The sequence below is a fragment of the Methylobacterium sp. Gmos1 genome (assembly GCF_053764715.1).
Genome location: NZ_JBSNCC010000012.1, coordinates 164,224 through 177,620 on the forward strand (window position 1 = coordinate 164,224; position 13,397 = coordinate 177,620).

The window sequence follows — 13,397 nt, forward strand, 5'->3', positions numbered from 1 at the left end:
CGCCAAGCCGAAGCCCACGCCCGCGGCTGAGGCTGCGCCGCCTGAGTCCACGGCGTTTGCAGCTGCAAACCCGCCGCTGCCCGAGCCCGAGTTTGCAGCTGCAAACCCGCGCGACCGGGAGGCTATCGCACCGGAATCCGCGACCCAGGAGCCCCGAGCGCCAGAGCGCAGCCGCAGCGGCGCGGTGCGGGCGATGAGCAGCACCCTGCGCGGGCTCGCCGCCCGGGCTGACGCCGCGGCGGAGATCGAGGCCGGCACCGTCGTCGTCGAGATCGAGCCGGAGCGGATCGACGATTCCTTCATCGCCGACCGGGTGGCGGACGCCAACGATCCGGGTCTCGCGGCCCTGGTCGAGAGCATCCGCGAGAGCGGCCAGCAGGTGCCGGTCCTGGTCCGGCCGCACCCCGAGCACCCCGAGCGCTACCAAGTCGCCTATGGCCGCCGCCGCATCCAGGCGGCGCGGCGCCTCGCGCGGCCGGTACGCGCCGTGGTGCGCCCGCTCAGCGACGCCGAGCTGGTGGTGGCGCAGGGCAAGGAGAACCTAGAGCGGCAGGACCTGAGCTACATCGAGCGGGCGTTCTTCGCGCTGCGGCTGGAGGAGCACGGATTTGCCCGCGCCACGATCACGGCCGCGATGGGCGTCGGCAAGGGCGACCTCTCGACCCTGATCTCGGTGGCGCGCACGGTGCCGGCGGAGATCGTGCGGGCGATCGGCCCGGCCCCGGCCGCCGGGCGGCCGCGCTGGATGCTGCTCGCCGAGCGGATCCGGGCGGCGAAGCCCGGCCGGATCGACGGTCTCCTCGCCGAGCCCGGCTTCCGGCAGAAGCCCACCAACGAGCGCTTCGCCGCCGTGCTCACCGCGCTCGCGCCCCCCGCCGCCAAGCGGCCGGCGCCGCAGGTGTGGAGCGACGAGGCCGGACGCGGCATCGCCCGGATCGAGCGAAGCCCCGACCGGGTCGCCCTGTCCTTCGACGAGGGCGTGGAGCCGGGCCTTGCCGACTACGTCCTCGACCGGCTGCCGGAGATCCTCGCGGCCTTCCGGGCCGACCGCGCGAAGCCGTAATCCGCTTGCGGGCCGGGAACCGACGCGCCCGGCCGGGCCTCTACACGGACAGGTTTCTTCGTCCGTTCCGAGGCCCGCCATGCGTCACGCCCTCCTGATCCTCGCCCTGCTCGCACCCGCCGCCGCGGCCGCCCAGACCGCGCCCGATCCGGCCCCCGCCGAGGGGCGCCGGACCTGCGAGGCCAAGGCCGACCAAGCCGGGATCACCGGCGACAACCGGGAGACGTACCTGCGCGAATGCGAGGCCGGCGAGCGCCTGGCGCAGGGGGCGGCGCCGCGCTGAGGCGAACGCCGGCCGGCCCGGCGCGTTGGTCCCGCACAGGCCTTCGCCGTGGAGCATCCGATGACCGATTGGCGGCCCATCGATCGCGCGCCCCAGGACGGGCGCTGGATCATCGCCATCCACCGGGACGAGCCGGACCGGCGCGCCGTGATCCGCTGGGATCCCGGGCGGGCCGAGGACGGCCGGCCCTGGCACGTCGCCACCACCGAGTACGGCTACGCGCCGGACGCGTTCACCCACTGGACGCCGTTCCCGGACCCGCCGGAGGCCTGATCCGGGCCGGGTGGGCCGACGAATTTGATGTAGCGAAGCAAAGTCGATCGCGCCGGCCGGCGGGCCGCGGGGAGGGGTGATCGGCGGGCGCGCCGCGGATCTCGCTTCGTCCTTTGGGACGGGTTGCCCCGCCCGGAGCGGCATGGGACAAAAACAAGCACCGCCGCGATGGCGTCGCGGCGGTGCTCGCCCTCATCGAGGGCCTTCCTCCCCAGACTTCGGGCCGCTCTCGAGGGCGGCCTTTTTCGTGTCTGTGATCACAGTGGTACCCGGCGGCTTGCTTCCGCACAAGCACAATTGTGCGTCATTCCCGGGCATCTGGCATTTTTGTGCGCAGGCGGCCGGGATGTCGGGGCAGGGGAGGGCGGTCCGGTTTTCCCCGGACGAGGTGCGCGTCGTCTCCTCTCCCCGCGGGCGCAGGGCTGTCCGCGGGAAGAAACGGCGCGGGCTTCTTCCCTCCCCCCTCTGCGAGGGAGGGTGGCGAGCGGAGCGAGCCGGGAAAGCGGACGCCGCTTCCGGATAGGCCGCGCGCTTCATGAAGGCGCCCCCTGGATCAGCGTCGCGCTGCCCCTCTCCCGGCCCCTGCTGACGCGGGGACCACCCTCTCCCGCAGAGGGGGTAGGATTGAACCCACGCCATTTCCTTTTCCCGGACAGCCCTGCTCTTGCCCGGATCACGGGATCGACCAATGGAGCAGGGGGAGGGGACCTCGCCCCTCAGATCGGATGCGCCCCGTGCCCCGTCGGCTCGCGCCGGTCCCGCTTCGGGCCGCCGGCCTCCGGCCGGATCCGTACCGGTACCGACTTCGCCGCCGGTGTCCCCGACTGGATGTCGTGGTGCGACAGCGCGATCAGCGGGTTCATCTCGGGATAGTACGCCCCCAGGCAGCCGTCCGGCAGCGAGAACGGCGTCACCGTGAGACCCGTCACTACCCGCTCGATTCCGTCGCCGGCATCGCTGACGAGCGTGACGACCTGGCCGTCGCTGAGGCCGGCGCGGCGGATCTCTTCCGGGTTCATCAGCAGCACGTCGCGGGTGCCCTCGATCCCGCGCAGGCGGTCGCTGTAGCCGTAGATCGTGGTGTTGAACTGGTCGTTCGACCGCATGGTGATCAGCCGGTAGCGGCCGGGCTCGTCGGAGAATCCCGTCGCCGACATCACCTCGGGCGCGGTGAACTCCGCCTTGCCGCTCTCGGTCTTCCAAATGCGCTCGCGGGCCGAGTTGCCGCGGTAGAAGCCGCCGGGAATCCAGAGCCGGTCGTTGAAGTCGTGGAACTCCTCCGCGTAGGTCTTGGCGATCTCGTCGCGGATCAGCCTGTAATCGCCGACCCACGCGTCCCAGCGGACCTTCGGGTTCGGCGCCAGCGTCGCCTTGGCGATCCCGGCGACGATTGCGACCTCGGACTTGAGGAAATCGCTCGCCGGGGTGCGGCGCCCTTGCGAGCCGTAGATGCAGCTGAACGTATCCTCGATGCTCACCGCCTGCGGTCCGCCGGCCTGCTTGTCCTCCTCGGTGCGGCCGAGGCAGGGCAGGAGGTAGGCGATCTCGCCGTTGACGAGGTGCGAGCGGTTGAGCTTGGTCGCGACCTGCACGGTGAGGCGCATGCCCGTCCAGGCCTTCTCCATCCGGTCCTGGTCGGGGATCGCCCGCACGAAGTTGCCGCCTAACCCGATGAAGCTCCGGATCTCGCCCGACAGGATGCCCTCGCAGGCCTCCACCGTGTTGACGCCCTTCTCCCGCGGCGGCTCGAAGCCGAACTGCTCGGACAGGCGATCGAGCGGCACCAGCTCCGGCTTCTCCGAGATGCCGACGGTGCGCTGGCCCTGCACGTTGGAGTGGCCGCGCACCGGCGACACGCCGGTGCCGTCGCGCCCGATATTGCCCTTGAGGAGCAGCAGGTTGACGACCATCGCGACGTTCTCGAAGCCGTGCACGTGCTGCGTCAGGCCCATGCCGTAGAAGGCGCAGACCCGCTCGGCCTCGACGTAGACCTGGCCCGCCGCCTCGATGTCGGCGTGGCTGAGGCCGGATTCGCGCTCGATCTCCTCCCACGAGGTCGCCCGGACCTTGGCCTCGAACTCATCGAGCCCAGTCGTGTGCTGGGCGATGAAGTCGACGTCGAGGACGCGGGTACCGCGCGCCTTGGCGGCGTCGTCGGCGGCGAAGACGTGCTTGCACAGGCCGAGCATCACCGCGATGTCGCCGCCGGGCCGGACCTGGTGGTATTGCGTGCTGATCGGCGTCGCCTTGCGGGTCAGCATCTCGACCGGGCTCTGCGGGTTGGTGAAGCTCTCCAGCCCGCGCTCGCGCACGGGATTGAAGGTGACGATCTTCACGCCGCGCTTGGCCGCCTCCTGCAACGGGTGCAGGAACCGCGGCGAGTTGGTGCCGGTATTCTGGCCGAAGAAGAACATCGCGTCGCACTTCGACAGATCGTCGAACACGACCGTGCCGACGCTGGCGCCGATCACCTTCTTCAAGGCGACCGAGGTCGTCTCGTGGCACATGTTGGAGGAATCGGGCAGGTTGTTGTTGCCGTAGAGCCGGGCGAGCAGGGCGTAGAGGTACGAGGTCTCGAGGCTGGCGCGCCCGGAGGAGTAGAACACCACCGATTTCGGATCGAGCAGGCGCAGTTCCGAGCCGATCGCCTGGAAGGCCTCGTCCCAGCCGCAGGGCACGTATGTGTCGCTCGCGCGGTCGTAGCGCAGCGGGTGGGTCAGGCGGCCCGTCTGCTCCAGCTCGTAGTCGCTCCAGCCGCGCAGCTCGGTCAGGGTGTGCTTGCCGAAGAACTCCGGCGTGCAGCGCCGCGTGGTCAGCTCCCACAGGGTCGCCTTGGCGCCGTTCTCGCAGAACTCGAACGGATGGTAGTTCGCCGGCTTGGCCCAGGAGCACGAGACGCACATGAAGCCTTTCGGCTTGTTCTGGCGAAACAGGGTCTCGGTGGCGAGCGGCGTCGCCCATTCCTTGCCGAACACCTCCGCGATGCCCCGCACCGAGCCCCAGCCGCCGGCCGGGCTGTCGTAGTGGACCGTGTTCTCCTCGACCGACATGCCGGCTCTCCCCTGCGGCAGGCGCGACGCCGCCGTGGACAGGGAACCCGCAGGGAGTAGGGAAAGTTCGCGGGGGAGGGTCTCAGCCGCCCTGGGCGTTGCGCCGCAGCCGCACCAGGGCCCGGTCGAGGGCGCCGAGGAAGGCGGAGCGGTCCTTTGCCGAGAACGGCTTCGGGCCGCCGGTCACGGCGCCGGCCTCGCGCAGGGACTGCATCAGGTCGCGGGTGGCGAGCGCCATGCCGACGGAGGAATCGGTGAAGGCCTTGCCGGTGGGCGCGAGCACGCTGGCGCCCGCCTTCACGCAGCGGCTCGCCAGGGGCACGTCGGCGGTGACGACGACCGCCTGCGGCCCGGCCCGCTCGGCGATCCAGTCGTCGGCGGCGTCGAGCTTGTCGGAGACGATCACCCGCTCGATCCACGGCTCGCGGGGGATGGTGATGAAGCTGTTTGCCACCACCACCACGTGCGCGCCGTGCCGCCCGGCGACGCGGTAGACCTCGTCCTTGACCGGGCAGGCATCGGCGTCGACGTAGATGGTGATCGCCGCCATGGCGTCAGCGGCCGGGATTGAGGAACAGGCTGTCAAATTCCGGCGGCGCGTAGTCCCGGCCGGTGATGTCGGTGATGACGACGTGGTCGTGACCGTCGGCCTCGAGTTCCTGCGCCTTTTCCAGGGCGCCCTCCGGCGAGGTGCGCTGGTGCGAGAGCGGGCCGTTGGCGGTGTGGGCGGTCACGACGAGGTGCATTGTCATCCTGGGTTGGGGACACCCGGGCTTGTCGCACGATCCGGTGCGACGAGGCGAGGGCCCGGGCTGATCCGTCGGGCGGGGGAGGGGAGGGCGGCGGCCCGGCGCTCGAAGGGAGGGCTTGATGCCGGACCGCCGCCGGCACCGCCCCGGCATCGGCCGGCGCGGCCCGGCCAGGGTCGCGGATGAGGGTTAACGGTGTGTTGACGCGGGCGCCGCGCCTCCCCGATCCAGGAGGAGGGCGCCACGCTCCTGTCGCGCAGGCCCCGGGCCTCACGCCGCCGCGGCGGCCACCCCGTGCCCGGCCCTGGCTATGGCGGCCTCGTAGAGCGTGACGTAGCGGGCGGCGATGCTCGACCAGCGATACTCGGACACGTCCTCGCTGCCGGGGGTGATCGTGCCGGCGGCCAGGCGGTCGTAGGCGTCCCGGATCGTCGTGGCCGCCGTCGCGGCGTCGGCGAAATCGCAGAGGGACACCAGGGGATGGCGGCGGCCGAGCCACGCGAAGGCGTCGTTCGGATGGGCCACCGGGATGAGCCCGGCGCTCAGCGCCTCGATGAGCGCGAGGCCGAACCCCTCGTATTCCGAGGCCGAGACGAACAGGCTCGATTGCCCGATCAGCTCGCGGATCGCCGGCACGTCGAGGCCAAGATGCAGCGTGACCGAATCGGTGAGCCCGAGCCGGTCGATCTCGGCGGTGAGCGCCTCGGCGCTGACGTCGTAGGGCACCCCGCAGATCCGCAGGCGCCAGCCCGGGCCGAGCGCCCGCATGGTGGCCAGCACCCGGTCCAGGCGCTTGTTGTGCGAGAAGCGGCCGAGGGTGAGGAGGGCGCGGCGGGGCTCCGGCGAGGCGGCGCCGGCGAACTTGTCGAGGTCGACCCCGTTCGGGATCACCGTGACGCCGCCCGGCGTGATCGGGCCGAACATCCGCGCGTCGCTCTCGCTGCAGGCGACGACCGCGTCATAGGCGCGCACGCTCATCCGGGTCGGGCCGGCGAACCACAGCGCCTTCAGCCGCGCATGCGCGGGGGTGTGGAAGAAGCCTCCCTGCGTCGTCGCCACGATCGGCCGGCGGTGGAAGGGCTTGGCCAGCGCGAAGGCGTCGAAGAAGAAGTCGATGGCGTGGATGTGGACGAGGTCGGCGTCGTCGAGGTGGCGGAACACCGAGGGGGCGATCGGGTAGCGCGAGGAGCCGACATAGGGGATCCGCTCGATGTCGATCCCCTCCAGGCGCTCCCGGGCCGGCAGCCGCAGGTCGGGCTTCGAGAACAGCCGGTCGAGGGTCACCACCCGCACCTTGTGGCCGAGGCGGGTCTGCTCGCGGGCGAGGTTGGCGGCGACGTCCTCGAGCCCGCCGCGATTGGGCAGGAACTGGCGGATCACGTGCAGGATCGAGAGGGGGGCAGCAGGGTTCGGCATGGCGCTCACGGCTCGCAGGACGGCTTGGCCTTGGCGGCGGCCTGGATCGCGGCCACGACCGGGGCGGTCGGCCCGGCGGGGTCGAGCCGCAGCGGATAGTCCGGCGCCCACAGGTCGCCGGCGGCCCAGACGGTCCAGCCGACCCAGGCTCGCGGGTTCGCGTTGAGGTGGCGCAGGATCGCCCCCAGGCGCTCGGCGCAGCCGCGGTTGCCGGGTGCGCCGATCTCGCCCAGGAAGGCGCGGCGCCGGTTCTCGGCGAGCCAGCCGGTCAGGCGCTCCACCGCCTGGAGGGCGTCGGCGCCGCGGCTGCACTCGGCATGGGTGCCGGAATAGTCGGCGTCGAGGTACTGGTGCACCTCGTAGGCGAAGTTGTTGCCGGGATCGATCGTGCCGAGCATGATCGCGGCGTTGTTGCCGGTCGGCAGGTCGGCGGTCCAGCTATGCGCGCCGGTCCACCCTGAGCCCGGCACCAGCACGAGCTGCCTTGCCCCCGTCTCGCGGATCGCCGCGATGGCCGCGTTGGCGGCGATGAGCCAGCGCTCGGCCGGGATGTCGTGCGGCTCGTTCATCAGCCCGAACGCCACCGAGGCATCGCCCCGGAAGTGGCGCGCCAGGCGGCGCCAGATGTCGGCGAAGGCCTCCGGCGTCACCATCTCGGTGCCGATGCGCGCCTTGCCGTAATAGGCGTAGTTGTGCAGGTCGATCACCGTGCGCATCCCGGCTTGCGTCGCGGCCGAGACCGCGGCTTCGAGGCGGGCGAGCTCGTCCGGGTCGAGGGGCTGGCGTAGGGCCGGCTGCAGCCGCTCCCAGCGGATCGGCAGCCGCATCGTCGTCATGCCGAGACCCGCGAAGCGGCCGATCGTCGTCGCCGAGGGATACAGGTAGTCGAAGCCGTAGCGGCCCGGCACGGTGCCAAACTCGGCCCCGCTGATGTTGACGCCGCGCAGGCAGGTGGGGGCTGCCGCGGCGGGGGAGGGGGGAAGCGCCAGGATCAGGCAGGCGAGGGCGAGGAGGCGGCGCATCTCATTCCGCCGCGTGCGCCGGAGCTTGAGGCATGGCTTGCGCCGGCGCCCAGGCCCGGCGGGTGAAGAAGGCGGTCGCGCGGCTGTCGATGTCCCAGTGCGCCCGCACCCAGCGGGCGAGCACCACGTTGATGACGATCGTCCAGCCGACATTCGCCACCGCGACGCCCATGACGCCGAACGGCACCGCCACGAGGCAGAGCAGGACCGCGTAGAGGGAGTACAGAATCGCGTTGCAAACGAGGATGTAGCGCTCGCCGCCGCCGATCGTCAGCAGCGTCGGACCCGGGCCGAAGAAGGCACCCACCACCGCCGACAGGCTGAGCACCATCAGCACGTCGGTGTGGGCGGCGAAATCCGGCTTGAACAGGCCGAGCGCGAAGGGCGCGCCGACCGCCATCACGAGGGCGCCCGCCGACGAGATCGCGAAGCTCGCGAGCGACAGCCGGCCGATCAGGCGCTGCGCCCCCTCCCGGTCGCGGACCTGGAAGTGGCTCGCGATCATCGGCATGCTGACCGTGTCGATCGCCGCGCTCGGCAGGTTGATGAGCGTGGCGTAGCGCAGGGCCACGAAGTAGAACGCCGCCTGCTCCATGCCGAGGGCCGCGCCGACGATCACGGTCTCGAGGAAGGCGGCGGCCGCCACGATCACGTTGTTGGCGGTAAACAGCAGGCTCTCGCCGCGCCAGGCCGGCGCCTTATGCGGGTGCCGGAGACCCCCGCGCCAGGAATCCCAGCCGTGCAGCCCGGCGAGGTGGCGGGCCTGGTAGAGCGTCATCGCCAGCAGCAGCCCGAGCACGATCTCCATCGCGACCGTCGCGCCGGTGAGGAGGCCCGCATAGGCCGCGCCCGAGAGCAGCACCGAGCAGGCGCCGCGCCACACCACCTCGCGGGGCAGCAGCGCGAGCCAGATCCGGCCGTGGACGCGAAAGTAGTTCTGCAAATACTCCGAGAGCGCGAACACCCCCGCGAAGGCGCAGGCGAGGTGGAGCCGGTGATAGGGGTCTGGCAGGGATTCCTCGGCGACGAAGACCACCAGGCTCGCGGCCCCCATCAGCAGGATCGCGGCGGTGACCCAGCCGAGGTTGTAGCGCACCAGGGCGTCGTTGTGCGGCGCCACCCCGTCGCGGGCCCGGTAGTGCTTCAGCACAAGGTTCTGCTGGCCGAGCGCCGCGATCAGCCCGAGCCCGCTGCCGAAAGTGAACAGGAAGACGTAGACGCCGTACTCGTAGGTGGTGAGAAAGCGGCTGGCGACGAGCAGCATCACGAAGCCGAGCACCGCGCTCGCGATGCGGGCGACGAAGGCCGAGGCGAATTGCTGCGTGCGGCCCGACCGGCGCAGCCGCGCGACGAGTGTCAGCATCGTGTCGGTCGCCTCTTACTGGGCGCGGGACGCCACGCGCCCGCCGCTCCGGACCCTTCACGTAGCAGCCATCCCCTATCGGGACTTTAACGCGATCTCCCACGCCTGCGCCGGACACCGAGAATTCAGCGCCGCATCGCGCACGGAATGGTAAGCTTAGCCATTCGCAACGACTCCGATACGTGATTGTCGATATTAGTACAAGCTGTCGTTAACCCTGCACTGAATTAAGACTGCATCTCCGGTGGGGGAAGCTGCATTCACTTTGCGCGGGGTCCGGCCGGCCGGTAATTCTTCACGGATACCGGCAATGGTCTTGCCTCGACACGGATCACTCACCCCCAAACGGAAGCGTCCCATGCTTGACCGCGCCCTCGACCTGGTGCCCGGAGCCGCGAGCGTCGACCGTCTCGACCTCGAAGGCGTCAGCGTCAGCGACCTCACCCGCGACGAGCTGTTCGGCCGCCTGCGCGACGTCCTCGACCGGCGCGGCCAGCTCTGCCTCGGCTTCTGCAACGCCAACATGCTGCTCAAGGCCCTGAGCACGCCGGCCTACGCCGCGGCCCTGCGCAGCTTCACGCTCGTCAGCGACGGGCTCGGCATCGACCTGTGCTCGGGCCTGTTCCGCGGCCGCTTCTTCCGCCAGAACCTCAACGGCACCGACCTGATCCCGGCCTTCCTCGACGCCGAGACGGCGCCGCGCACGCTGTACCTGCTCGGGGCGAAGCCCGGCATCGCCGAGGCCGCGGCGGACAACCTGGAGCGCCGCTACCCCCAGCACCGGGTCGTCGGCGTGCGCGACGGCTACTTCCCGGCCGCGGAGACGGCCGCGGTGATCGCCGAGATCAACGCCGCCTCGCCCGACATCCTGCTCGTCGCCCTCGGCAATCCCGGCCAGGAGATCTTCATCGCCGAGAACGCGCACCGCATCGACGCGCGGCTGCTGATGGGGGTCGGCGCCCTCCTCGACTACGCCGCCGGCGCCTCGGTCCGCGCGCCCGCGGCGTTCCGCCTCGTGCGGCTCGAATGGATGTTCCGCCTGCTGCGCGAGCCGCGCCGCCTCGGGCGCCGCTACACCGTCGACGTCGTGGTGTTCATGGCGACGATCCTCCGCCTGCGGCTGGCCGGCGGCACGCGCGGCCGCCCGGTCCGCATCGCCCGTTCGTGAGCCGGGACCGCGCAAGCGTAGCCGATAATAGAGAGGCTGTTCCCTCGTAGACGATTCGGCAAGCTTGAAGTCCTAGAACGATCGACGACGGCAACGGCTTCGGGCGCGGATCGTCAGACCGGGCGAGGGAAGAGTTCAGATGCTGACCGACGGCGCAAGCAGGGAGCCGTTCGCGGCGGAGCCGGTCCCGGTCGTGCTCGGCGACGCGTTCGGCTGGTTCAGCCCCGGCGCGCGCCGGCGCGGCGTGCTGCTCTGCGGCACCTTCGGGTTCGAGCAATGGTGCGCCTACCGCTCCTGGCGCGAGCTCGCCGCGATGATCGCCGGCACCGGCTGCCCGACCCTGCGTTTCGACTATCCGGGCCAGGGCGATTCGCGCGATCCGGCGGGCCCGGAGATCCCGGCGGCGCTCGACGCGATCCGGTCCGGCATCGCCTACCTGCGCGATCAGGCGGGGGCGGAGGAGATCGTGGTGGTGGGCCTGCGCCTCGGCGCGACCCTCGCTGCGCTCGCGGGCGCGGACATCGACCGGCTGGTGATGCTGGCGCCGTTCGCCACCGGCAAGGCCTATCGCCGCGAGATGGCGATGCAGGCGCGGCTCATCGACGTGATGCCCGACCGCACGCCGATGCCGCAGGAGCCCGACTCGCTGATGGTCGGCAGCTTCCTCCTCGGGCCGCAGACCCTCGCCGACCTCGCTCGGCTCGACCTCGCGGCGGCGGAGCGCGCCCCGGCGCCGCGGATCCTGATGCTCGGGCCCAAGGTCGAGGCCCTTGCCGAGCGCTACCGCGCGCTCGGCAGCAGCGTCGAGACCGGACCGCTGCCCGACCTGACCCAGCTCGTCTCCGATCCCCTCTTCCCCCGCCTGCCGGCCGAGACCTTCGCGCGGGTGCGCGACTTCGCCGTGGCGCAGGCGCCCGCACCCCTCGCCGCCTCGGCGGCTCCCCCGCCCGCCCCGTGCCGGCTCGCCGACGCGGACTGGCAGGAGGAGATGTCGCGCTTCGGTCCCGGCCTCGTCGGCATCCTGTGCCGGCCGCGGGGGGCGTGGGGCGGCGGCACCGTGCTGATGGTCAATTCCGGGCGCAACCCGCGCGCCGGCCACGGCCGGCAGACGACGCGGCTCGCCCGGCGGCTCGCCGCCTCCGGCATCGCCTCGTTCCGCTTCGACCTGCGTGGCGTCGGCGACAGCGCCGAGCGCCCGGACGGCGCCCCGCCGCTCTACACGGTCGACGCGGTCGTCGACGTCGAGGCCGCGCTGACCCATCTCGCGGCGCGCCAGCACACACCTTGCGTCGCCCTCGGCGTGTGCAGCGGCGCCTTCGTGGCCTTCCAGGCGATCTGCCGCGACGAGCGCCTGTCCGCGGCGGTCCTGGTCAACCTGTACTGCTTCGACGTGGCGTCCGGCACCGACGTCGAGACGATGATCCGCGATTCCTTCCGCGGCGAAGTGAGCTACGCCGAGCGGGCGCGGCGGGGCGACCTGTGGCGCCGGATCGCCAGCGGCGAACTCTCCCTCGGCCGGATCCTGCGGGCGGTCGGGCGCGACGCCCGGGCCCGGCTCGCGGCCTGGACGGCGCGCATCCCGGGCCTCGCGCCCGGCGGCGAGACGGTGGCCCGGCGGGTGGCGCGGCTGCGCCGCCGCGGCGCACGGATCCACGCGGTCTACAGCCGGGGCGACCGGGGCGTCGCCACGCTCGCCACCCATCTCGGCCAGTCGCCCGAGGGCGTCGCGCGCAAGCTCGGCTATCCGGTCACGGTCCTGGACGGCGTCGACCACAACCTGAGCCGGGCCGCCGACCAGGAGCGGCTGTTCTCGATCGTGAGGGAGGCCGTCGAGGACGCGCGGCGCGCCCGCCACCCGGAGCCCGAGGCCGGCCCGGCGGCGCGCGCACGCAACCTCCCCGATCCGTCCGGCCGGTCCTCCGTCGCGGCGGTGCAGGCATGAGCGGGGCCGCCACCGCCGGCGGTCCTAGCGCGGGGCGCGCGACCCTCGTCGTGACGGGAAAGCCGGGCGCGCGCTGCGGCGTCGCCGACTACACCGAGAAGCTGCGCGCGATCATCGGCGAGCGCGGCCTCGACGTCCGGGTCGAGCGCCTGCCGACCTGGTCGGTCCGGGGCCTGCTGAGCGTCTGGCGCCGAGGTCTCGGCCAGCGCTCGGTCCTGCACGTGCAGTACCCGTCGATGAACCTCGGCAAGTCGCCGGCCGTCGCCCTCGCCCCCCTCCTCGTCGGCGGCGCGCGCCTCTACCTCACCCTGCACGAGTTCACGATCTTCAACCGGGTCCGGAAGGCCTATTTCCTGACCTTCGCCCTGTCGCGGGCCACGGTGATCTTCTCCAACGAGTTCGAGCGGCGCGCCTTCGAGGCGTTCTTCCCCTTTCGCCGCTGCCGCACCCTGGTGGTGCCGATCGGCTCGAACATCGCGGTCGGCCGGCTGGACGTCCCCTCCGAGGCGCGCGAGCCGACGCTGGTCTATTTCGGCCAGATCGGCCCGGACAAGGGCCTCGAGGATTTTTTGGCGGTGGCGGAGCGGCTGCGGGCCGAGGGTGAGGGGCTTGCCATCGCGGTCATCGGCTCGCCGTCGAGCCCCGATTGCCCGGTATTCCGGGAGGTCTCCGCGCGGGCCGGGCGCCTCGGCCTCCGGCTCGTCCTCGACGCCGAGCCGGAGCAGGTCTCCGCCGAGCTGTCCCGGGCCCGCGTCGCCCTCCTGCCGTTCCCCGACGGGGTGAGCGAGAAGCGCGGATCGGCGCTCGCCTGCCTGGAGCACGGGCTCGCGGTCGTCACCACCCACTCGGCCAAGACGCCGGACTGGCTCGAGGCCGCGACCGTGCCCCACGTCTCGGTCGAGGCCACCGCCGCGGCCATCCGCGCGCTCGTCTCCGCGGATGGCCATCGCGCGGCGCTCGCCGGGCGCGATCCGGACGCCCTGCGCGCCCGCACCTGGCCGAGCATCGCCGAGCGGCACCTGGCGCTGTACGGGCTCGGGTGACTCGGGCTTCCGCTCGATCCCCGTT

General features: G+C 72.0%; 12 protein-coding genes. 6 read left to right on the forward strand and 6 right to left on the reverse strand.

Translation table 11 applies throughout. The annotated features are described in order from the left end of the window. Positions 1-124 precede the first annotated feature (124 nt). From repB to ACS5PV_RS21710, 3 genes are all read left to right on the forward strand, one after another. On the forward strand, positions 125-1,063 hold the full coding sequence (gene repB, locus ACS5PV_RS21700) for a plasmid partitioning protein RepB (RefSeq protein WP_455397459.1): 939 nt from the start codon (positions 125-127) through the stop codon (positions 1,061-1,063). Between the two features lie 79 nt (positions 1,064-1,142). Further along, positions 1,143-1,346 (forward strand): hypothetical protein, encoded by a 204-nt coding sequence (locus ACS5PV_RS21705; RefSeq protein ID WP_455397416.1) that lies wholly within the window; start codon positions 1,143-1,145, stop codon positions 1,344-1,346. 60 nt (positions 1,347-1,406) lie between these two features. After that, on the forward strand, positions 1,407-1,619 hold the full coding sequence (locus ACS5PV_RS21710) for a hypothetical protein (RefSeq protein WP_455397417.1): 213 nt from the start codon (positions 1,407-1,409) through the stop codon (positions 1,617-1,619). Between the two features lie 716 nt (positions 1,620-2,335). Here the strand turns inward: ACS5PV_RS21710 and ACS5PV_RS21715 are convergent. The 6 genes from ACS5PV_RS21715 to ACS5PV_RS21740 all read right to left on the reverse strand — a co-directional run bounded on the left by ACS5PV_RS21715 (position 2,336) and on the right by ACS5PV_RS21740 (position 9,219). Then, the gene (locus tag ACS5PV_RS21715; protein ID WP_455397418.1) at positions 2,336-4,669 is read right to left on the reverse strand and encodes an FdhF/YdeP family oxidoreductase; all 2,334 of its coding nucleotides are present in this window, start codon (positions 4,667-4,669) and stop codon (positions 2,336-2,338) included. Between the two features lie 82 nt (positions 4,670-4,751). Next, positions 4,752-5,219 (reverse strand): YaiI/YqxD family protein, encoded by a 468-nt coding sequence (locus ACS5PV_RS21720; RefSeq protein ID WP_455397419.1) that lies wholly within the window; start codon positions 5,217-5,219, stop codon positions 4,752-4,754. A 4-nt stretch (positions 5,220-5,223) separates the two neighbouring features. Next, complete coding sequence (locus tag ACS5PV_RS21725) at positions 5,224-5,415, reverse strand: hypothetical protein (RefSeq protein ID WP_455397420.1); 192 nt, start codon at positions 5,413-5,415, stop codon at positions 5,224-5,226. A 273-nt stretch (positions 5,416-5,688) separates the two neighbouring features. After that, on the reverse strand, positions 5,689-6,834 hold the full coding sequence (locus tag ACS5PV_RS21730; protein ID WP_455397421.1) for a glycosyltransferase family 4 protein: 1,146 nt from the start codon (positions 6,832-6,834) through the stop codon (positions 5,689-5,691). A 5-nt stretch (positions 6,835-6,839) separates the two neighbouring features. Beyond that, on the reverse strand, positions 6,840-7,856 hold the full coding sequence (locus tag ACS5PV_RS21735; protein WP_455397422.1) for a glycoside hydrolase family 5 protein: 1,017 nt from the start codon (positions 7,854-7,856) through the stop codon (positions 6,840-6,842). A 1-nt stretch (position 7,857) separates the two neighbouring features. Next, complete coding sequence (locus ACS5PV_RS21740; RefSeq protein WP_455397423.1) at positions 7,858-9,219, reverse strand: lipopolysaccharide biosynthesis protein; 1,362 nt, start codon at positions 9,217-9,219, stop codon at positions 7,858-7,860. 358 nt (positions 9,220-9,577) lie between these two features. Here ACS5PV_RS21740 and ACS5PV_RS21745 point away from each other — a divergent pair, with 358 nt between their 5' ends. From ACS5PV_RS21745 to ACS5PV_RS21755, 3 genes are all read left to right on the forward strand, one after another. Continuing rightward, positions 9,578-10,387 carry a WecB/TagA/CpsF family glycosyltransferase gene (locus ACS5PV_RS21745; RefSeq protein ID WP_455397424.1) on the forward strand — a complete coding sequence of 270 codons (810 nt, stop codon included), beginning with the start codon at positions 9,578-9,580 and terminating at the stop codon, positions 10,385-10,387. Positions 10,388-10,526: 139 nt separating this feature from the next. Further along, a complete protein-coding gene (locus ACS5PV_RS21750) occupies positions 10,527-12,329 on the forward strand; it encodes an alpha/beta fold hydrolase (RefSeq protein WP_455397425.1) in 1,803 nt (600 codons plus the stop codon). Further along, a complete protein-coding gene (locus ACS5PV_RS21755; RefSeq protein WP_455397426.1) occupies positions 12,326-13,372 on the forward strand; it encodes a glycosyltransferase in 1,047 nt (348 codons plus the stop codon). Before ACS5PV_RS21750 ends, ACS5PV_RS21755 begins: the two co-directional genes overlap by 4 nt. Positions 13,373-13,397: the final 25 nt, after the last annotated feature.